General features: G+C 67.9%; 15 protein-coding genes. 9 read left to right on the forward strand and 6 right to left on the reverse strand.

Annotation, left to right across the window (positions count from 1 at the left end):
* Positions 1-8: 8 nt before the first annotated feature.
* Genes AC6LJ2_RS02330 through AC6LJ2_RS02345 form a run of 4 tightly spaced genes read right to left on the reverse strand, consistent with a single transcriptional unit; the run spans position 9 to position 4,568 of the window.
* Positions 9-989 carry an aldo/keto reductase gene (locus tag AC6LJ2_RS02330; protein WP_498150664.1) on the reverse strand — a complete coding sequence of 327 codons (981 nt, stop codon included), beginning with the start codon at positions 987-989 and terminating at the stop codon, positions 9-11.
* Complete coding sequence (locus tag AC6LJ2_RS02335; RefSeq protein WP_445656664.1) at positions 986-2,017, reverse strand: ABC transporter permease; 1,032 nt, start codon at positions 2,015-2,017, stop codon at positions 986-988. Before AC6LJ2_RS02335 ends, AC6LJ2_RS02330 begins: the two co-directional genes overlap by 4 nt.
* A complete protein-coding gene (locus AC6LJ2_RS02340; protein ID WP_445656663.1) occupies positions 2,014-3,537 on the reverse strand; it encodes a sugar ABC transporter ATP-binding protein in 1,524 nt (507 codons plus the stop codon). The genes AC6LJ2_RS02335 and AC6LJ2_RS02340 overlap by 4 nt, the downstream gene beginning before the upstream one ends.
* Positions 3,534-4,568 (reverse strand): substrate-binding domain-containing protein, encoded by a 1,035-nt coding sequence (locus tag AC6LJ2_RS02345; protein WP_445656662.1) that lies wholly within the window; start codon positions 4,566-4,568, stop codon positions 3,534-3,536. Before AC6LJ2_RS02345 ends, AC6LJ2_RS02340 begins: the two co-directional genes overlap by 4 nt.
* Before the next feature lie 184 nt (positions 4,569-4,752).
* On the opposite strand from AC6LJ2_RS02345, the gene AC6LJ2_RS02350 reads away from it, so the two are divergent.
* From AC6LJ2_RS02350 to AC6LJ2_RS02360, 3 genes are read left to right on the forward strand one after another with little or no spacing between them, the layout of a single operon-like run.
* The gene (locus AC6LJ2_RS02350) at positions 4,753-6,234 is read left to right on the forward strand and encodes an FGGY family carbohydrate kinase (RefSeq protein WP_498150665.1); all 1,482 of its coding nucleotides are present in this window, start codon (positions 4,753-4,755) and stop codon (positions 6,232-6,234) included.
* A complete protein-coding gene (locus AC6LJ2_RS02355; RefSeq protein ID WP_498150666.1) occupies positions 6,231-7,997 on the forward strand; it encodes a glycerol-3-phosphate dehydrogenase/oxidase in 1,767 nt (588 codons plus the stop codon). Before AC6LJ2_RS02350 ends, AC6LJ2_RS02355 begins: the two co-directional genes overlap by 4 nt.
* The gene (locus tag AC6LJ2_RS02360) at positions 7,994-8,752 is read left to right on the forward strand and encodes a GntR family transcriptional regulator (protein ID WP_498150667.1); all 759 of its coding nucleotides are present in this window, start codon (positions 7,994-7,996) and stop codon (positions 8,750-8,752) included. The genes AC6LJ2_RS02355 and AC6LJ2_RS02360 overlap by 4 nt, the downstream gene beginning before the upstream one ends.
* Before the next feature lie 28 nt (positions 8,753-8,780).
* Here the strand turns inward: AC6LJ2_RS02360 and AC6LJ2_RS02365 are convergent, their stop codons facing one another.
* Positions 8,781-9,386 (reverse strand): hypothetical protein, encoded by a 606-nt coding sequence (locus AC6LJ2_RS02365; protein WP_498150668.1) that lies wholly within the window; start codon positions 9,384-9,386, stop codon positions 8,781-8,783.
* A gap of 350 nt (positions 9,387-9,736) precedes the next feature.
* Here AC6LJ2_RS02365 and AC6LJ2_RS02370 point away from each other — a divergent pair, with 350 nt between their 5' ends.
* Genes AC6LJ2_RS02370 through AC6LJ2_RS02380 form a run of 3 tightly spaced genes read left to right on the forward strand, consistent with a single transcriptional unit; the run spans position 9,737 to position 13,559 of the window.
* Positions 9,737-10,450: a gluconate 2-dehydrogenase subunit 3 family protein gene (locus AC6LJ2_RS02370; RefSeq protein WP_445656658.1), complete on the forward strand. Its 714-nt coding sequence runs from the start codon at positions 9,737-9,739 to the stop codon at positions 10,448-10,450.
* A gap of 3 nt (positions 10,451-10,453) precedes the next feature.
* Entirely contained in the window at positions 10,454-12,229 is a 1,776-nt protein-coding gene (locus AC6LJ2_RS02375) for a GMC family oxidoreductase (protein ID WP_263914447.1), read from the forward strand.
* 10 nt (positions 12,230-12,239) lie between these two features.
* Positions 12,240-13,559 carry a c-type cytochrome gene (locus AC6LJ2_RS02380; RefSeq protein WP_498150669.1) on the forward strand — a complete coding sequence of 440 codons (1,320 nt, stop codon included), beginning with the start codon at positions 12,240-12,242 and terminating at the stop codon, positions 13,557-13,559.
* A 104-nt stretch (positions 13,560-13,663) separates the two neighbouring features.
* On the opposite strand, the gene AC6LJ2_RS02385 is transcribed toward AC6LJ2_RS02380, so the two are convergent.
* Positions 13,664-14,179, reverse strand: coding sequence for a GNAT family N-acetyltransferase (locus AC6LJ2_RS02385; RefSeq protein WP_498150670.1), 516 nt, complete (start codon positions 14,177-14,179; stop codon positions 13,664-13,666).
* A 193-nt stretch (positions 14,180-14,372) separates the two neighbouring features.
* On the opposite strand from AC6LJ2_RS02385, the gene AC6LJ2_RS02390 reads away from it, so the two are divergent.
* The 3 genes from AC6LJ2_RS02390 to AC6LJ2_RS02400 all read left to right on the forward strand — a co-directional run bounded on the left by AC6LJ2_RS02390 (position 14,373) and on the right by AC6LJ2_RS02400 (position 19,000).
* Positions 14,373-14,879, forward strand: coding sequence for a P-loop nucleotide/nucleoside kinase family protein (locus AC6LJ2_RS02390; protein ID WP_263914451.1), 507 nt, complete (start codon positions 14,373-14,375; stop codon positions 14,877-14,879).
* 90 nt (positions 14,880-14,969) lie between these two features.
* Positions 14,970-16,619, forward strand: a complete 1,650-nt coding sequence (locus AC6LJ2_RS02395; RefSeq protein WP_498150671.1) for a VRR-NUC domain-containing protein — start codon at positions 14,970-14,972, stop codon at positions 16,617-16,619.
* Positions 16,616-19,000 (forward strand): helicase C-terminal domain-containing protein, encoded by a 2,385-nt coding sequence (locus AC6LJ2_RS02400; protein WP_498150672.1) that lies wholly within the window; start codon positions 16,616-16,618, stop codon positions 18,998-19,000. The genes AC6LJ2_RS02395 and AC6LJ2_RS02400 overlap by 4 nt, the downstream gene beginning before the upstream one ends.
* The last annotated feature ends 15 nt before the right edge of the window (positions 19,001-19,015 follow it).

The raw sequence follows: 19,015 nt of genomic DNA on the forward strand, positions 1-19,015 counted from the left end.
CTCCGGGGTCAGTCCAGCGCTTGCAGATGGCGCTGGGCGGCCGCATCGATGGCGGCGATATGGTTGGGTTCCAGGCGCAGCGCGGCGGCGCGGGCATTCTGGGTGGCCTGGCGGGCGTCGCGGGCGCCGCACAGCGCCACGGTGACGCCGCCGGGCCGGGTGGTCCAGGCGATCATCAACTGCGACAGGGTGCAGTCCAGTTGCCGGCGCAGCGGTTCCAGGTCCTGGAAGAACGCGTGCAGCCGTGTGCGGTTGGCAGTGGAAAAGCGCGGGTTGCCGGCGCGCTGGTCGTCGCCGCCGAACTGGCGCGCCGGGTCGATGGGGCCGGCCAGCAGGCCCAGCGCCAGCGACGAATAGCCGAGCATGCCGACGTTGTGTTCGCGGCACAGCGGCATCAGGGTGGATTCGATGTCGCGGTCGATCAGGCTGTAGCGTTCCTGGATGGCGTCCACCGCGCCGTGGCGCAGGTATTCGGCCAGGATGTCGGGTTCCACATTGCTGACGCCGATGCCGCGGATCTTGCCCTGGCGCTTCAGGTCGAGCAGGGCATCCATGGTTTCGGCCACCGGCGTGGTGTCGTCCTGCCAGTGGGTGATGTACAGGTCGATGTAGTCGGTGCGCAGGCGCGCCAGGCTTTGCTCGACCTCATGGAAGATGGACGCGCGCCCCAGGTGGCGGTGCACCGCCTGGCCGTCTTCGTCAAAGAAGTGGCGGCCCTGGCGGGTGTGCCAGACCAGGCCGCACTTGGTGGCGATCACGGCGTGCTGGCGGCGGCCTTCCAGGGCCCGCCCGACCAGGTCTTCGGCGTGGCCCAGGCCGTAGGCGGGGGCGGTGTCGATCAGCTGCACGCCGGCATCGAGCGAGGCGCGGATGGCGTCGATGGCGGCGGCATCGTCGTTGCCGCCCCACATCCAGCCGCCCATGGCCCAGGTGCCCAGGCCCACGGTCTGGCAGCGGATGCCGGAAGTGCCCAGCGTGGTGGTGTTCATCGGTGTCCTTTCTTGACGTTCATGAGATGGTCGACGGTGACGGCGCCCAGGAGGATCAGGCCCTTGACCACGTCCTGCCAGTACGGCGACACGTCCAGCAGGATCAGCGAGCTGGTCACCACCGACAGCAGCGCCAGGCCCAGCACGGCGCCCAGCACGGTGCCCGAACCGCCTTTCAGGCTGGCCCCGCCGATGACGACGGCGGCGATGACGTTCAGTTCCATGCCGACGCCGAACGTGGGCGTGGCGGCGCCGAAGCGCGCGGTGTACACCACGCCGGCCAGGCCGGCCAGCGCCGAGCACAGCACGGTGACCCAGAACTTGACGCGCCCGGTGCGGATGCCGGCATACAGCGCGGCCTTTTCGTTGCTGCCGGTATAGAACACCTTGCGCAGCAGGGCCGAGCGGCGCAGGGCGAAGTCGCTGAGGGCGACGATGGCGCCGAAGATCAGGATCACGGCGGGAATGCCGGCAATGGTGCCCTGGCCGATGAACTTGAACTGGGCCGGCAAGGAAAACAGCGACTGCGGCGTGCCCTGGGTGATGGCCAGGCACAGGCCGCGCACGATCACCATGAAGGCCAGCGAGGCGATGAAGTGGGAGAGGCCGATGCGCGTGACGCAGCCGCCGATCAGGGCGCCCACCGCGGCGCTGGCGGCAATGGCCGCCAGGCCGGCTGTCCACGGGTCCAGCCCCATCAGGAACAGCTTGCCGGTCACCACCATGGCCAGGCACACCACCGAGCCCACCGACAGGTCGATGCCGCCAACGATGACCAGGAAGGTCATGCCGACCACCACGATGCCTTCAATGGAAAACGACAGCAGCATCGCCCGCACGTTCTCCCAGGTCAGGAAGTGGGGCGAGGCGAAACTCATCACGATGCACAGCGCGGCAATGATCAGCAGCAGGCCGGCTTCGCGCAGGCTGGCCAGCCGGTGGCGCAGGCGCGGCGGCGCGTCGGCGGCCCGGGCAGGGGGCGCCAGCGCCGCGCCGGCGGATTGCGGGGAGGGTAGGTCGGTCATCATGCCGTCTCCTGTGCGCCCAGGCCCGAGGCCAGCCTGAGCAGCTTTTCTTCTGTCATGTCGGCGCGGGCCAGCTCGCCGGCCAGCCTGCCGTTGCGGATCACCAGCGCGCGGTCGCACAGGCCGATGATTTCGGGCAATTCGGATGAAATCACCACCACGCCGACGCCCTGGTCGGCCAGCTCGCGCAGCAGGTGGTGGATTTCGGACTTGGCGCCCACGTCGACGCCGCGCGTGGGTTCGTCCATCAGCAGCACGGCGGGGCGGGTGGCCAGCAGCTTGGCGATGGCCACCTTCTGCTGGTTGCCGCCCGACAGGCAGGCGGCTTCCTGGCCCACGCCGGCGGACTTGAGCTTGAGCCGCGTGCCGAGGTCGACGGCCAGCTGGCGTTCGGCCGTGCGCCGCAACAGGCCGAAGCGGCTGCTGATGCGGGCCAGCGCCATGGACGACACGTTCTGTTCGATCGGCATGTCCAGGAACAGGCCGGCGGCCTTGCGATCTTCGCTGAGATAGGCGATGCCATGGCGCAGCGCGTCGGCATAGCGGCGCAGCCGCAGGCGCTTGCCGCGCAGGCTGACCGTGCCTTGGCGCGCGCGCCGCAGGCCGCAGACGGTTTCGGCCAGTTCGCTGCGGCCGGCGCCCATCAGCCCGGAAATGCCCAGGATTTCGCCGCGCCGCAGGCGGAATGAAATGCCGTGCACGCGTGCGCCGTCGTCGATGTCCTGTACATCCAGCAGGATCTCGGGCGGCTTGCCGGTGTCGGCCTGGCCGGGCGGGTAATAGTTGCCCAGGTCGCGCCCGACCATGCTGCGCACCAGGGTGTCCGGCGTCATGTCGGCAATGGCGGCGCAATGCACGTCGCGGCCATCGCGCAGCACGGTGACGCGGTCGCAGTGTTCGAAGATCTCGGCCATGCGGTGGCTGATGTAGATGATGCCGATGCCCTGCGCCTTCAGGCCGTGCAGCACGCGAAACAGCGCGGCCGATTCCACTTCGGTCAGCGCCGCGGTGGGCTCGTCCAGGATCAGCACCTTGCAGTCCAGCGTCAGGGCGCGGGCGATTTCGACCAGTTGCTGGCTGGAAATGCCCAGTTGGTCCACCCGCAGCGCCGGGTCGATGTCCTGGCCCAGTCGCCGCAGCACCTGGGTGGCGCGGCGCTTCAGGTCGGCGTAGTCCATCCAGGCGCGCGGTTGCGTGTTGATGTGCGGCATGAACAGGTTTTCGGCCACGGTGGCATCGCCGCACAGCGCGATTTCCTGGTGTACCAGGCCGATGCCCAGCCGCATGGCGTGGGCCGGGCCGTCGATGACGACCCGCTGGCCTTCCAGCAGGATGTCGCCGGCATCTGGCGCATGGATGCCGTCGATGATTTTCATCAGCGTCGACTTGCCGGCGCCGTTCTCGCCGCAGAGGGCATGGATTTCGCCCCGTTGCAGCGAGAAGTGCACGCCGGCCAGCGCCTGCGCCGCGCCGAAGCGCTTGCTGATGCCCTGCAGTGCCAGCAGGGGCGCGGCGGGCGTCATTCGTTGATGCCCTTGGTGCCGCGGCGCGCCAGGTACTTGTCCCAATAGAAGTCGTCGGCGTTGGCCTTGCTGACGATGGACAGGCCGTTGTCCAGGAACGGCACGGCCATGGGGTTGCTGCCGTTGCGCTTGGCGTCGTTCATGGGGTCGATCAGTTGCTGGTTGCGCGCCAGGAACAGCAGCATCATGCCCATGTAGCCCTGCACGCCCTGGTTGGGGTTGACCGAACCGTAGACCTCGCCGGACTTGATCATGTCCAGGATCTTGGCGTTGACGTCGCAGCACAGCACCTTGATGTTCTTCTTGGTTTCGATGCTGGCCTGGGCCGCGCCCAGCGCGGAATTGGCCTCGGGCATGAACAGCGCGCCCAGGCCGGGGTTGGCCTGCGCCAGGCTCAGCGTGGCCTGGTAGGCCTTGTTGGGGTCCTGGTTGCTGGCCGCGCGGCCCACCAGCTTCATGCCGGGGTGCTTGGTTTTCATGCGGTTGATGAAGGCGGCGATGCGGCGGTCATGGTTGTCCTGGCCGGGGTTCTCCAGCACGGCGTATTCGCCCTTGCCGCCCAGGGCCGCGGCGATGGCGTCGGCCGCCTGCGCGCCTTCGCGGTCGTTGTCGGACGTCACGAACGACACGCGCTTGGAATTGGGCGAGTCGGCCGCAAACGTCACCACCGGGATGCCCATGGCCGCGGCGCGGTTGATGGGCTCGATGAACGGGTCCGGGTTCATCGGGTGCAGCAGGATGCCGGCGGGCTTGCGCGCCAGTTCCTGCTCGAACGAAGCCAGTTGCTTGTTGACGTCATATTCGGGCGTGCCGGAATACCGGGTGCGTACGCCGAGCGACTGGCCCAGCTGCTTCATCATTTCGTACACGGGGAACCAGTACTCCACCCCCGACACCATCACGTTCATCACGTAGACGTCGTCAGGGTTGCCGCGCAGCCCGGGGGCTTGCGGCGTGGCCTGTGCAAAGGCATTGGCGCTGGCCAGGCCCGCGCCCGCCGCCGCCACGGTCTTCAGGAAATCTCGTCTCATGTCTCCGCTCCTTGACTTGCATGGATGCAACCAACGGCCCTGTGGCCCGGGGAACCTGCCGATCGACCTGAAATGATCGATTCGTTGTTATGACATCGACAGCACTATAGGGCAGCCGAAATTTTTAGATTACTAGGGGAAACACTGCTATCCTGCCGAAAATTTCCGTAGACAATGTTATGACATGAGAACAGACATCTACCTCGGGATAGACATGGGCTCCACGGGCTTGAAGGCGGTTGCCTTCGAAGCCGGGAGCGGGGCCACCCTGGCGGCCGCGGGCGGGGCATTGCCTTACCGGCAACTGCCGCAGGGCGGGTGCGAGCTGGCGGCCGATGCCATCGAAGCGGCGCTGGCGCATGCCTTGCAAGGCGTGGCGCAACAGTTGGGCGAGCGCCTGCGCGATCTGCGCGCGCTCAGTTGCACGGGCCACGGTGCGGGCCTGTATCTGCTGGACGAAGGTGGCCGCTTGCTGGGCGGGGGCGCGGTCGCCTCGACCGACCAGCGCGCCGCGGCCCGCGCCCGCGCGCTGGGGCTGCGGCTGGGCGATGCGCTGTATGACGAGGTGGGTTGCCGACCGTGGTCGGGGCAGTCGTCGCTGATCGCCGCCGAACGTTTCCAGGCCGATCCGACGCTGCGCGGCCGCACGCGGCACCTGCTGTTCGCCAAGGACTACCTGGCGTTTCTGCTGACCTGCCAAGTCGCCACCGATGCCAGCGACGCCAGCACGGCGGGGCTGTTGAATCTTAAGACCGGCGGCTGGTCGGCAATGGCCTTCGAGGCCGCGGGGGTGGCCGACCTGCATGGGCAGGCGGCGCCTCTTCTCACGGCTGGATCGGTGGTCGGGCAGGTGTCGGCGTCGGCCGCGGCCGCCTTCGGCTTGCCGGCGGGCGTGCCGGTGGCGCTGGGCGCGATCGATCTGCTGGCGTCGTTGCGGGCCGTGGGCGCCGAGCGCCTGGGCCACGCGGTGGCGGTGCTGGGCACCTGGTGCGTCAATGCCGTGGTGGCGCCCGCGCGCGAACCCAAGCCGCAGGTCGGCGCCATCGTGCGTTTCGGCGACCCCGACCGCCGGCTCTATCTTGAGAACAGCCCGTCGTCGATGGCCAACGTGGCCTGGGCCGCGCGGGCGCTGCAATTTCCCGATGCGGCCGCGGTGGTCGACAGCGCGATGTCGGTGCCCCTGGGGGCCGAGGGGCTGCGGTTCCTGCCGTTCATCCATGGCGGCAATTGGCCGCCGGGGGCCAGCGCGGGGTTCGTGGGGCTGCAAGGCCACCACACTCGCGCCCACATGGCCCGCGCCGTGGTGGATGGCGTGGCGGCCTGGCATGCCTGGCATCTGAAACGCCTGGCGGCGCAGGGGCTGGGCGTGCCGGGCAGGGTGGCCGCGCTGGGCGGCGGCGCGCGCGACCGCCGCATGGCGCAGTTGCTGGCGGGCCTGCTGGGCCACGCGGTGGAACGCTGCGGCGACGATGAAACCGGTGCACGCGGCGCGGCGGGCTACGCGGCGCTGTCGCAGGGCGCGGCGGATTGCCTGCCGGCGCCGTGCGAGCGGGTCGAGCCGGATCCCGCCCAACGGTCGGCGCATGCCGACTTCTATGCCGAATTCCATGCGCTGGTGGACAGCATGGCGCCGGCTTTCGCGCAGGTGACGGGAGCCGCGCGATGAGCGCCGCCGGTATACCCGCAGCGGGTACGGCAACCGCCACGCCACCCGCTGTCGATACCCCTTACCGGCGTCCCGCCCAGCTCGCTGGCCGGCACTTTTCCACCGTCATCGTCGGCGCCGGGGTCAACGGCGCGGGCGTCTTTCGCGACCTGTGCCTGCAAGGCGTGGACTGCCTGATCGTGGACAAGGGCGACATCGCCGCGGGCGCCAGCAGCGCGCCGTCGCGCATGATCCATGGCGGCCTGCGCTACCTGGAAAGCGGCGCGTTTTCGCTGGTGGCCGAGGCCACGCGCGAACGCAATCTGCTCTTGCGCAACGCCGCCCACCTGGTGCGGCCGCTGGAAACCGTGGTGCCGCTGTCCAGCCGCTTCGGGGGCCTGGTGGGCAGCGTGCTGCGCTTTGCGGGCCTGCGCGCCTCGCCGGGCGCGCGCGGGCTGTGCGTGGTGGGGCTGGGGCTGCGCCTGTACGACCGCCTGGGCCGGCGCCAGCGCGTCATGCCGGAACACCGCATTGCACGCGTGGCGGCGGCAGACGGCGCCTTGTTCGGCGCGGCGGTGCGCTGGACGGCCACCTACTACGACGCCTGGATCCGCCACCCCGAATGGCTGGTGCTGGAACTGATCCGCGACGGCCACCGCGACCAGTCCGAGTCCGTTGCGTCCAACTACTGCCGCGTCACGGCGTGCCAGGGGCGCACGGTGACCCTGCGCGATGCGCTCACCGGCGAATCGGTGCAGGTCACCGCCGACACCGTGGTCAATGCCACCGGCGCGTGGCTGGACCGTTCGGCCGGTGCGCTGCAAGGCCAGGGTTCGCGCGTGATGGGCACCAAGGGCTCGCACCTGATCCTGGATCATCCGGCGCTGCGCGATGCCTTGCGCGGCCGCATGGCGTATTTCGAGGCGTCCGACGGCCGGGTCTGCATCGTGTACCCCTTCCTGGACCGCGTGCTGGTCGGCTCCACCGACATTCCGGTGGACGATCCGGACCAGGCGGCCACCGATTCGGCCGAGATCGACTACCTGCTGGACGTGCTGCGCGAGGTGTTCCCGCGGCTGGATTTCGGCCGCGGCAACGTGGTCTACACTTACGTCGGCGTCAGGCCCTTGGCCCAATCGGATGCCGACAAGCCGGGCCAGATCTCGCGCGACCACGCGGTGGTGATCGATCCGCCGAATGCCTCGCGGGATGTGCCGCTGATCTGCCTGGTGGGCGGCAAATGGACCACCTTCCGTTCGCTGGCGCAACTGGCGGCCGACGCGGTGCTGGCGCAACTGGGCCGCACCCGCGCGCAGTCCACCGAGCAGTTGGCCATCGGTGGCGGCGCCGGCATGCCGGCCGATGCGCCAGGGCTGGACCGCCTGCTGGATGACATCCAGGCGGCCAGCGGCTTGAACCGAACGCGCGTGGCCGAACTGGTCAGCCGGTATGGTTCGGGGGCGCGGGCGCTGGCGCGCGGCTTTGCGGACCAGGGCGATGCGCCGCTGAAGCACGCGCCGGAATACTCGGCCCCGGAAGTCCGCTTTCTGTGCCGCGACACGGCCGTGCAGCACCTGGCCGACCTGGTGATCCGCCGCACGCTGCTGGCCATTCGTGGCCGCATGACCGCCGCGCTGGCGGCCGAGCTGGCCGGTATCGCCGCGGCCGAGCTGGGCTGGAGCCCCGCGCGCCACGACGCCGAGTTGCAGGCCTGCATCGCCACCTTGCGCGACCGGCACTTTGTTTTGTTTCCCGTTTCGATTTCCAGTCCCGTCACGATATGAGCAGCTCGACCCCTACCGAAGACACCGTGCTGGACCGCAGCGCCGGCGCCCCGTTGTGGGCCCAGTTCCGCGACGTGGTGCGCGGCAAGATCCTGCAAGGCGAATTGGCCGTCGGCGCCAAGCTGCCGACCGAGGCCGAATTCGGCGAGCAGTACGGCATTTCGCGCATCGTGGTGCGCGAGGCCCTGGCCGACCTGGTGCGCAACGGCCTGATCTACAAGATCCGCGGGCAGGGCGCGTTTGTGTCGGCGCGCGAACGCGACGAGGATTTCGTCTCGACGGTGCTGGGCTTCTCGGATGAAATGGAGCGCAAGGGCCGCACGGTGCGCACCCAGGTGCTGCTGCAGGAACTGCGCGCACCCACCGAGCGCGAGGCTACGTCGCTGGGCTTGAGCGACGACGGGCAGGTCGTGGCGCTGAAACGCCTGCGCAGCGTGGACGGCGAATTGCAGCTGCTGGTGGAAACCGCGGTGCCCGCCGACCTGGCGCCGGGGCTGAACCGCACCCGGCTGGAAAATCGTTCGCTGTACGACGTGCTGCGCCGCCAGTATGGCCTGCGCATCGTGCGCGCCGAGCGCTGGATCGATGCCGTGCTGCCCGACGCCGAAACCTGCGCGCTGCTGGGCATGACCGAGCCCGAGCCGCTGCTGCGCATCGAGTCCATCGCCTACGGCGCCAATGGCCGGCCGCTGGAACACTACCGCGCGCTGCACCGCTGCCAGACCAGCCGTCTGCACGTCCAGACGACGACCTAGGGCCTCGGTGGCAGACGCCGTACCGCCGTCACAGCACGTTCATCAGCCGTAGCACCCACCAGCCCAGGCCCACGGCCACCACCCCCAGCACGATGCGCAGCAGGCCGCCGCCGCTGCGCGGCACGGCGCCTGGCGCCGGGGCATCAGGCGAAGGCGCGCTCGCCGCGAACGCATCCGCCCGCGGCGCGCCACTTGCCGTGGGCGCGGCATGGCGCACGTCGGGAATATCCGTTTCGATGATGAATTCCGGCTTGTCCGGATCGGGCCGGCCCGCCGAGCCCGCCAGTCCGCCGATATCCACGCCGGCGTCCTTCAGCATGTCCCACAGGCCGCCATCGGCCAGGCCGCCGCGCAGCGCCTCGATGCGCTCGCGCTCGGCGCGCGGCACCTCGTCCAGGCTGGCGTAGCGCCGGCCGTTCACCGTCACGGCGCCATCCTTGATCTCCACCTTGAACGGGCCGTCCTCGCCGCTGCTGTCGTAGCGCCATTGCTCGCTGACCCGCACGTCGGTGCCGCCCAACTGGCCGTCCAGCAGCGATTCGATGCTGGCGCGCTGCTCGCTGGACAGGTCGTTCGTGGTGCTCCAACGGGTCGTCGTGGTCGACGTGCGCCAGGTTTTGCTTTTCTCGGTCATGGAGTGGTGTCTGTAAGTAACTTTTATTGGCAGGATGTACAGCGTGCTGGCCGCGAAAGAAACGGGGCCTTCGCACTATACAGAGCGGTCGTGGGCGGGTCGTCTTCTTACAGTGTCCTTAATGCAAAACTGAATCCCAAGGCAAGAAAAGCGATCTGATCCGGTCCATTGACCGGATCAGATCGGTCAAAAAGCGCATAATGAGGGCCGCTTTCCCTTACGTCCCTTTTCAAAGGGCAAGCTGTTTTTATGTAACGAAAAGCGTGTTGTTTCTAGCCCGGCAGTTCGTGTTTCCAGGGTTCATGTTCGGTAGCGCGCTAGGACAACTTGGAATTCTCACGGAGATGTCTATGACACAAGACGCAAAACCGCGCAGGCGGTTTCTGCAGGCGTTGGCCATCGTGCCGGCGTCGACGCTGGCGGTTGGCACGTTGACCACGGCCTGTACCAACGCCTCGGAAGGCGGCGCGGCAAGCGCGGCCAAGGCCTACGAGCCCACCTACTTCACCAAGCCCGAATGGAACTTCATCGTCGCCGCGGTGGATCACCTGATCCCCGCTGACCAGTACGGTCCGGGCGCGATCGAAGCCGGCGTGCCGGAATTCATCGACCGCCAGATGGAAACGCCTTTCGGCCACGGCAAGCTCTGGTACATGCAGGGCCCGTTCCATCCCGACGTGGCGCCCGAACTGGGCTACCAGCTGAACCAGAATCCGCGCGAGGTCTATCGCCACGGTATCGAGGCCTGTGATGCCTGGTGCAAGAAGACCCACGGCAAGGTCTACGCCGAACTCGACAAGCCCCTGCAGGAGCAGATCCTGAAAGACCTGCAAGGCGGCAAGATCGAACTGGAAAGCGTGCCTGCCAAGACGTTCTTCAGCTTTCTCCTGTCCAACACCAAGGAAGGCTTCTTTGCCGACCCGATGTACGGCGGCAACAAGAACATGGTGGGTTGGAAGATGGTGGGTTTCCCTGGCGCACGTGGCGATTTCATGGACTGGGTCGACCAGCCCAACGTCAAGTATCCCTATGGGCCTGTTTCGATTTCCGGGGAAAAGGGGTAAGCCATGGCGATCAAGAAAGACAAAGTCGATGCCGTGCTGGTCGGATTCGGCTGGACCGGTGCGATCCTGGGCCAGGAACTGACCGAGGCCGGCCTGCACGTGCTGGCGCTGGAACGCGGCGTCATGCAGGACACGCCCAAGGACGCGGAATACCCCAAGGTGCTGGACGAGCTGGCGTACTCCGTGCGCGGCAAGCTGTTCCAGGACCTGTCCAAGGAAACCGTCACGATCCGCCACGGCGTGGATGACGTGGCGGTGCCGTACCGCCAGAACGGCTCGTTCCTGTTGGGCACGGGCGTGGGCGGCGCGGGTTTCCACTGGAACGGCATGCACTACCGCGCGCTGCCCGAAGAGCTTGAACTGCGCACGCGCTACGAAACGCGCTACGGCAAGAAGTTCATTCCCGAAGGCATGACCATCCAGGACTTCGGCGTCACCTACGACGAACTGGAACCGTACTTCAGCAAGTTCGAGTACGTCTGCGGCACGTCGGGCAAGGCCGGCAACCTGAACGGCAAGATCGTCGAAGGCGGCAACCCGCTGGAAGGCAAGCGCAGCAAGGAATTCCCGCTGCCGCCGCTGGCCAATACCTACGGCGCCCAGCTGTTCGAGAAGGCCGCGCGCGAAGTGGGCTTCAACCCGTACCCTGCGCCGGCCGCCAACGCGTCCGGCCCGTACACCAATCCGTACGGCGTGCGCCTGGGCCCCTGCAATTTCTGTGGCTTCTGCGAAAACTACGGCTGCTACATGTATTCGAAGGCCTCGCCGCAGACCACGATCCTGCCGGTGCTGCTGAAAAAGCCCAACTTCGAACTGCGCACCCAGTCGCACGTCATCAAGGTCAACCTGGATTCGACCGGCAAGAAGGCCGTCGGCGTGACCTACATCGACGCCGAGGGCCGCGAGATCGAGCAGCCCGCGGATCTGGTGATCCTGTCGGCCTACCAGATGCACAACGTGCGCCTGTTGCTGCTGTCGGGCATCGGCAAGCCCTACGATCCCAAGACCAATGAAGGCGTGGTGGGCAAGAACTACGCCTACCAGATGAACGGCGCGGTCAACGTGCTGCTGCCCAAGGGCACCCAGCTCAACCCCTTCGTGGGCACGGGCGCGGGCGGCGTGGGCATGGACGACCTGAACGGCGACCAGTTCGACCACGGCCCGCTGGGTTTCGTGGGCGGGGCCAGCATCCGCCACGTGCGCTATGGCGGCCGTCCCATCAAGACCACGCCCACCATGCCGGGTACGCCCAGCTGGGGCACGGCCTGGAAGGCCGGCGTGCAGGACGCCTACCAGCGCTACATGACCATCGGCATTTCCGGTTCGGTCATGTCGTACCGCGACGCCTACCTGTCGCTGGACCCGACCTACAAGGACAGCTTCGGCCAGCCCTTGCTGCGCATGACGTTCGATTGGCACGACAACGAATTCGACATGCTGGGCTACATGGGTGGCCGCATGGACGAAGTGGCCAAGGCCATGAAGCCCGAAAAGCACTTCGTGGCCGTGCGCAAGAAGGGCGCGCGCTACGACACCCGGGTCTACCAGAGCACGCACAACACCGGCGGCGCCATCATGGGGTCCAACCCCAAGGAAAGCGTGGTCAACAAGTACCTGCAAAGCTGGGACGTGTCCAACGTGTTCGTGATGGGCGCCTGCGCCTTCCCGCAGAACATGGGCTACAACCCGACCGGGCTGGTCGGCGCCTTGGCGTACTGGGCCGCGCAAGCGATTCGCGACCAGTATCTGAAAAACCCCGGCCCGCTGGTCCAGGCCTGAGGAGCGCACAATGATGAAGAAAACCATTGCTGCGGCGCTCTCGATGCTGGTGTGCGGCGCCGCCTGGGCGGCCGACGGCACCCCGGCCGCCGCGGATGCGCAGATGATCAAGCAGGGGGAATACCTGTCGCGCGTCGGCGACTGCATCGCCTGCCATACGGCCACCAACGGCAAGCCGTTTGCCGGCGGCCTGCCGATCGAGTCGCCCATCGGCACGATCTATTCCACCAATATCACGCCCGACAAGGACACGGGCATCGGCAACTACACCTACGAGGACTTCGACCGGGCCGTGCGCCACGGCGTGGCCAAGGACGGGCATTCGCTGTATCCGGCCATGCCGTATACCGCCTACGCCAAGGTGACGCCGGATGACGTCAAGGCCTTGTACGCCTACTTCATGCACGGCGTTGCGCCGGTCAAGCAGGCCAACAAGGACACCGACATCACCTGGCCGCTGTCGATGCGCTGGCCGCTGGGCGTGTGGCGCTGGATGTTCGCCCCGGACGTCGTGACGGCCCCCGCCGCCAATGCCGCCGCGCTGGCCGATGCGGACAAGCAGGCGCTGCTGCGCGGCCAGTACCTGGTCGAAGGCCTGGGCCATTGCAGCACCTGCCACACGCCGCGCGGCGTGGCCTTGCAGGAAAAGGCGTTGAGCGACGCGGACGGTTCGGCCTTCCTGTCGGGCGGCGTGGTCGAAGGCTGGCTGGCCAAGAACCTGCGCGGTGACATGACCGATGGCCTGGGCAGCTGGAGCAAGGAAGACATCGCGACCTTCCTGAAATCCAGCCGCAACGGCCACTCGGCGGCGTTCGGCGGCATGGCGCAGGTGGTGCAGGACAGCACGCAGCACCTCACCGATGCCGACCTGAACGCCATCGCGGTGTACCTGAAGAGCTTGCCGCCGGTCAACAAGGACGCAACCAAGCCGCTGGCCTACAACGAGACGGTGGCGCAGGCGCTGCGCACCGGCACGGACAAGGGCGACGGCGCCATGGCGTTCCTGAACAACTGCGCGGCCTGCCACCGCAGTACCGGCAAGGGCTACACGGAAACGTTCCCGCAACTGGCGCTGAGCTCGACCGTGAATTCGGCGGACCCGACCTCGCTGATCCACATCGTGCTCAAGGGCGCGCAGATGCCGGGCACGACGGCGGCCCCCACGGCCTACGCCATGCCGGGCTTTGACTGGCGCATGACCGACAAGGAAGTCGCCGACGTGGTGACCTTCGTGCGGTCCAGCTGGGGCAACCAGGGCGCCAAGGTCAGCGCGTCCGACGTGGCCAAGGTGCGCAAGGACGTGGGCGCGGCGCCGCAGCCCAAGCGCTAGCTTCACGCGTTTTGCATGCGGCCAACGGCGCCGCGTTGCCTGCGGGCGGCGCGGCACCGTTTCTTTGGGGGCTGCAACGTTCCAACAGCGGTCTTGCAGCGGTCTTATAGCGGCCGTTCGTAGCGCCGCGCCTGCGCCGTGATGCCGCCGATCTGGTCGGTTTCCGTGCCAGCGTAGTGCCAGCCCTGGCGTTCGTAGAAGTTGATGGCGCGGGTGTTGCCTTCCAGCGCATACAGGTACAGGTGCGAGGCGCCGCGGGCGCGGGCCCAGGCCTCGGCTTGCGCGACCATGCGCTTGCCGGCGCCCGTGCCCTGGTAGGCGGGCAGCACGTGCAGGTTGTCCAGCAGCACGCCGTCCGGGTTGCCCTGTTCCTGCTTCACGCACACAAAACCGATAGGCTGGCCATCCTGTTCGGCGATGAACACGGCCTGGGCGTCGGCGTTGGCGTCCTGCATCTTGTCCTGCCAATGCACCATCCGTTCGCTGGCCAGGTTCGTGTCGAGAAAGCCGTCGGGCAGCAGGCCGCGGTAGGTGACGGCCCAACTGGCCGCGTGCATCTGCGCGATGGCGTCGGCGTCGCGGGCGGTGGCCAGGCGCAGGGTCACGGTGGGAGCGGGCATGGGATCCTTGTTGACAGGGTTGCTGGGCGCGCGCATCATCTTCGCATGAACCGCCCGCAATCTTCGTTCGCCTTGATTATTCCCCCCATTGGGCCAATGGTGGGTTAGCGCGCGTCGGATCATCGCTACATCAACCCGCCACTGGCGGGTTTTTTGTTGGCCCGCCGCTTGGCTTCTTTTCTGAAGGCATGCCATGCAATCCACGCTTTCCCCTGCCACGTCCACGCCGACGCTGCACTTCCTGTGCGGCAAGATCGGCGCCGGCAAGTCCACCCTGGCCGCGCAACTGGCGTCGCGGCCGCACACGCTGCTGATCACCGAAGACGCCTGGCTGGCCGCGCTGTACCCGGGTGAAATCCTGGACGTCGCCGACTATGGCCGTTGCGCCGGCCGGCTGCGCAATGCCATGGGCAGCCACGTGGTTGCGCTGGTACGGGCAGGGCTGTCGGTGGTGCTGGACTTTCCGGCCAACACCCGCCGCAGCCGCGAGTGGCTGCGCGAGGTCGCCACGGCCGCTGGTTGCCCGCATCAACTGCATTTCCTGGATCTGCCTGACGCGGTCTGCAAGGCGCGGCTGCGTGCGCGCAACGCCTCGGGCACGCATCCGTTCACGACCAGCGAGGCGCAGTACGACGCCATCACCGCTTATTTCGTGGCGCCACAGGAGGACGAGGGGTTCGAGATCGTGCGGCATGGATGAATCCGCGTCACCGGCCAGGTGCCGCGGTGCACGGGGGGTGTCCGGCCTGCTATGATTACTGGATAAATAACCAGTCTTCCGGCTCCGCCGATGCTTGCCCCGCACCGCTACTACTACCTGCACAATTTCCAGCGCGCCCTGGCGTGGGTCGGCGAACGCTATGCCGACCTGCTGGACGACCGCGAACGCCGCTTCATGGCGGATTTCGCGGCGTTGCCGCAGGCATCGCAGGCGTTGCTGGTGCGCATGCTGATGCGGCGCGGGCCGTGGTTTCGGGCCAGCCGGCTGGTCTACGAAGAAATCCCCGATACCGTGGATGCCGCGGCGCCGCTGCTGGCGCTGGGCTGGCTGGATGCCGATGCGCCCATGACGCTGGACGAACTGTTCGGGTTGCATACGCGGCCCGAACTCGACCGGATGTTCGCCGGGGCGGCGGCCAAGGGGGCGCGCAAGGGCGACTGGCTAGAGGCCTTGCGGGCAACCCACCCCGCGGCCCAACCCTATGCGGATTGGGCCGATCAGGCCGACCTCGCCTGGCGCGTTGAAGTGGCCGATCTGTGCGAACGCCTGCGCCTGATGTTCTTCGGCAATCTGCACCAGGATTGGTCCGAATTCGTGCTGGCCGACCTGGGCGTGTTCCAGTACGAAGCGGTGCCGCTCGATGCGGCGTCGCGGGCTTTCCAGTCGCGCGACGACGTCGACCGCTACCTGGCGCTGCACGCCTGCCGCCGCGCGCTGGATGACGTGCCGTACGACCTGCTGGACCTGGACGCCCTGTTGCAGGCGGTGGCCGATTGCGCCAGCGGCAATGCCTGGCTGGAAAAGCGTCGCGCCAAGGTGCTGCTGCGCATCGGCCAGGCGTGCGAGCGGGCGCAGGATTGGCCCGCGGCCCAGCGCGTCTATGCCCAGTGCGCCTATCCCGGTGCGCGGCACCGCCGCATCCGCGTGCATGAACGCATGGAACGTTTCGACGATGCGCTGGCGTTGGCCTTGCAGGCCCAGGCCCAGCCCGAAAGCGAAGAAGAAACCCAGCGCCTGGCACGCATGCTGCCGCGCCTGCGTCGCAAGCTGGGCCACGGCGCGCCGCGTGGCGCGGCGGCCGCGCCGGTCACGCGCATCGACCTCGAACTTGACCGCCCGCAGCCGCCCGCGCCCGTGGAATTCGCCGCGCGCGACCACCTGCACCGCGATGACGCGCCGGTGCACTACGTGGAAAACACGCTGATCAATTCGTTGTTCGGCCTGCTGTGCTGGCCGGCGGTGTTCGCGCCGTTGCCGGGGGCGTTCTTTCATCCGTTCCAGCGCGGTCCGGCCGACCTGGATTCCCCCGACTTCCACGCCCGGCGCCAGGCGCTGTTCGACGAATGCCTGGCGCAGCTCGACACCGGGCAGTACCGCGCCACCATCCGCCAGCGCTACGCGGAAAAGCAGGGTGTGCAGTCGCCGTTCGTGTTCTGGGGCGCCTTGTCCGACGCGCTGCTGGATCAGGCGCTGGCCTCGCTGCCCGCCGCCCACCTGAAGCTGTTCTTCGAGCGCTTGCTGCGTGACGTGAAGGCCAACCGCTCGGGCTTGCCCGACCTGATCCGGTTCCAGCCCGACGCGCCGGGCTATGAACTCATCGAAATCAAGGGGCCGGGCGACAAGCTGCAAGACAACCAGATCCGCTGGCTGGCTTATTGCGCGGCGCATGGCATGCCGGTGCGCGTGTGCCATGTCAGCTGGCGCGAGGCCGCGGCATGAGTTATGCGGTCGCGGTGCGCGCGCTGTGCGAATTCACCGCCCGCGAGGGCGACCTTGACCTGCGTTTCACGCCGGCGCCCAGTGGGCTGGAGGGCATGGCCGGCCACGCGGTGGTCACCGGCAGGCGCGGGCCGGCCTATGAAACCGAAGTGGCCCTGTCCGGCCAGTACGACACGCTGCTGGTGCGGGGCCGCGCCGATGGCTACGACCCCGTGGCCAACCGCCTGGAAGAAATCAAGACCTATCGCGGCAGGTTCGACAGCGTGCGCGACAACCACCGCGCCGCGCATTGGGCGCAGGCACGGGTCTATGCGCACCTGCTGTGCCAGGCGCGCGGCCTGGCCCAGGTGCAGGTGGCGCTGGTGTATTTCAACGTAGCCACCGAAGAAGAAACCGTGCTGGCCGAAAGCCGCGATGCGGCCTGGCTGGCAGCGTTTTTCCAGGAACAATGCAGCCGCTTCCTGGCCTGGGCGCGCACCGAACTGGCGCATCGCCAGGCGCGCGACGCGGCGTTGGAAAAGTTGGCGTTTCCGCATGGCGAATTCCGTAGCGGCCAGCGCGAGCTGGCCGTATCCGTGTACCGCACGGCGCGCGATGGCCGCTGCCTGATGGCGCAGGCGCCCACCGGCATCGGCAAGACGCTGGGCACGCTGTTTCCGCTGCTCAAGGCCAGCCCGGGCACGGGGCTGGACAAGGTGTTTTTCCTGGCGGCCAAGGGGTCGGGGCGCGGCTTGGCGCTTGAGGCCCTGGATACCCTGAATGCGCAGCCCGCGGCGCCCGGGCTGCGGGTGCTGGACCTGGTGGCGCGCGACAAGGCCTGCGAGCATCCCGACAAGGCCTGCCATGGCGATTCCTGCCCCCTGGCGCAGGGGTTCTACGACCGCCTGCCCGCGGCGCGCGAGGCGGCGTTGGCATTGATTCAAGAGGGTGACCCACGCGAAGACGACGGCCCGCGCTCACCCCCAGGTCTCGATTCAAGCTCACGCCCGCACAACGGCGTGGTTGCGGGGCAGACCGGGCGTCGGCCCCACGGCCGCCTGGATGCGCCCACGGTCCGCGCCGTGGCCCGCGCGCATCACCTCTGCCCCTACTACCTGTCGCAGGAACTCATCCGCTGGAGCGACGTGGTGGTGGGCGACTACAACTACTACTACGATGCCACCGCCATGCTGCATGGCCTGACGCAGGCCAATCAATGGAAGGTGGCGGTGCTGGTGGACGAGGCGCACAACCTGGTCGAACGCGCCCGCCGCATGTATACGAGCGAGCTGGACCAACTGACCCTGGCCGCTGCGCGCCAGGCCGCGCCCAAGCCGCTGAAAAAGGCCCTGGACGGCCTGCAGCGTTCGTGGACCGCGCTGAACAAGAAACAGGTCGAGGCCTACCAGGCCTACGACGCCGCACCGGCCGGGGTGTTGGCGGCCGTGCAGAAAGCGGTGGCGGCCATTACCGATTACCTGGGCGAGTCGCCGTTGGCGCAGGATGATCCCGTGCTGGCGTTCTATTTCGAAGCGCTGCATTTCATGCGCCTGGCCGAGCAGTTCGGCTCGCACGCCTTGTTCGACGTGACGCGGGCCGATGGGCGGGGGCAGGGCGCCAAGACGCCGCCGTCGACCCTGTGCGTGCGCAACGTGATCCCCGCGCCCTACCTGGCGGCGCGCCACGCGGCGGCGCATGCCACGGTATTGTTTTCGGGCACGCTGAGCCCGCAGCAGTTCTATCGCGATACCTTGGGGCTGCCGGCGGATGCTGCCTGGATCGACGTGGCCGCGCCGTTCCAGGCCGAGCAACTGGTGGTGAAGGTGGTGGGCAACGTGTCCACCCGCTATCGCGACCGCGAACGTTCGCTGGCGCCCATCGTGGACCTGATCGCGGCCGAATACGCACGCCGGCCGGGCAATTACCTGGGGTTCCTGAGCAGTTTCGATTATCTGCGGCAGGTTTCCGACCTGATGCGCCAGCGTCATCCGCAGGTGCCGATCTGGCTGCAGACGCCCGGCATGGGGGAAACCGATCGCGCGGCGTTCCTGGCGCGCTTTACCGAGAGCGGGCAGGGCGTGGGGTTTGCGGTGCTGGGCGGCGCGTTTTCCGAAGGGGTGGACTTGCCGGGCAAGCGGCTGATCGGCGCCTTCATTGCCACGCTGGGGCTGCCGCAGGTGAATGCGGTGAACGAAAACATCAAGCGCGCCATGGACTTGCGCTATGGCGAGGCGCAGGGCTACGACTACACCTATCTGTACCCCGGCATGCAAAAGGTGGTGCAGGCGGCCGGCCGGGTGATCCGCACCGAGCAGGACGTGGGCACGGTGCATCTGATCGACGACCGGTATCGGCGGGCCAAGGTGCGCAAGCTACTGCCTGGCTGGTGGCGGGTGGACTAGGGCCAGGGCAGCGGG

The sequence above is a fragment of the Achromobacter sp. 1014246743 genome, assembly GCF_059760725.1.

Excerpts from the sequence above, each read along its gene's own strand:
- AC6LJ2_RS02330 (WP_498150664.1), bottom strand. The coding sequence starts at position 989 with ATGAACACCACCACGCTGGGCACTTCCGGCATCCGCTGCCAGACCGTG.
- AC6LJ2_RS02335 (WP_445656664.1), bottom strand. The coding sequence starts at position 2,017 with ATGATGACCGACCTACCCTCCCCGCAATCCGCCGGCGCGGCGCTGGCG.
- AC6LJ2_RS02340 (WP_445656663.1), bottom strand. The coding sequence starts at position 3,537 with ATGACGCCCGCCGCGCCCCTGCTGGCACTGCAGGGCATCAGCAAGCGC.
- AC6LJ2_RS02345 (WP_445656662.1), bottom strand. The coding sequence starts at position 4,568 with ATGAGACGAGATTTCCTGAAGACCGTGGCGGCGGCGGGCGCGGGCCTG.
- AC6LJ2_RS02350 (WP_498150665.1), top strand. The coding sequence starts at position 4,753 with ATGAGAACAGACATCTACCTCGGGATAGACATGGGCTCCACGGGCTTG.
- AC6LJ2_RS02355 (WP_498150666.1), top strand. The coding sequence starts at position 6,231 with ATGAGCGCCGCCGGTATACCCGCAGCGGGTACGGCAACCGCCACGCCA.
- AC6LJ2_RS02360 (WP_498150667.1), top strand. The coding sequence starts at position 7,994 with ATGAGCAGCTCGACCCCTACCGAAGACACCGTGCTGGACCGCAGCGCC.
- AC6LJ2_RS02365 (WP_498150668.1), bottom strand. The coding sequence starts at position 9,386 with ATGACCGAGAAAAGCAAAACCTGGCGCACGTCGACCACGACGACCCGT.
- AC6LJ2_RS02370 (WP_445656658.1), top strand. The coding sequence starts at position 9,737 with ATGACACAAGACGCAAAACCGCGCAGGCGGTTTCTGCAGGCGTTGGCC.
- AC6LJ2_RS02375 (WP_263914447.1), top strand. The coding sequence starts at position 10,454 with ATGGCGATCAAGAAAGACAAAGTCGATGCCGTGCTGGTCGGATTCGGC.
- AC6LJ2_RS02380 (WP_498150669.1), top strand. The coding sequence starts at position 12,240 with ATGATGAAGAAAACCATTGCTGCGGCGCTCTCGATGCTGGTGTGCGGC.
- AC6LJ2_RS02385 (WP_498150670.1), bottom strand. The coding sequence starts at position 14,179 with ATGCCCGCTCCCACCGTGACCCTGCGCCTGGCCACCGCCCGCGACGCC.
- AC6LJ2_RS02390 (WP_263914451.1), top strand. The coding sequence starts at position 14,373 with ATGCAATCCACGCTTTCCCCTGCCACGTCCACGCCGACGCTGCACTTC.
- AC6LJ2_RS02395 (WP_498150671.1), top strand. The coding sequence starts at position 14,970 with ATGCTTGCCCCGCACCGCTACTACTACCTGCACAATTTCCAGCGCGCC.
- AC6LJ2_RS02400 (WP_498150672.1), top strand. The coding sequence starts at position 16,616 with ATGAGTTATGCGGTCGCGGTGCGCGCGCTGTGCGAATTCACCGCCCGC.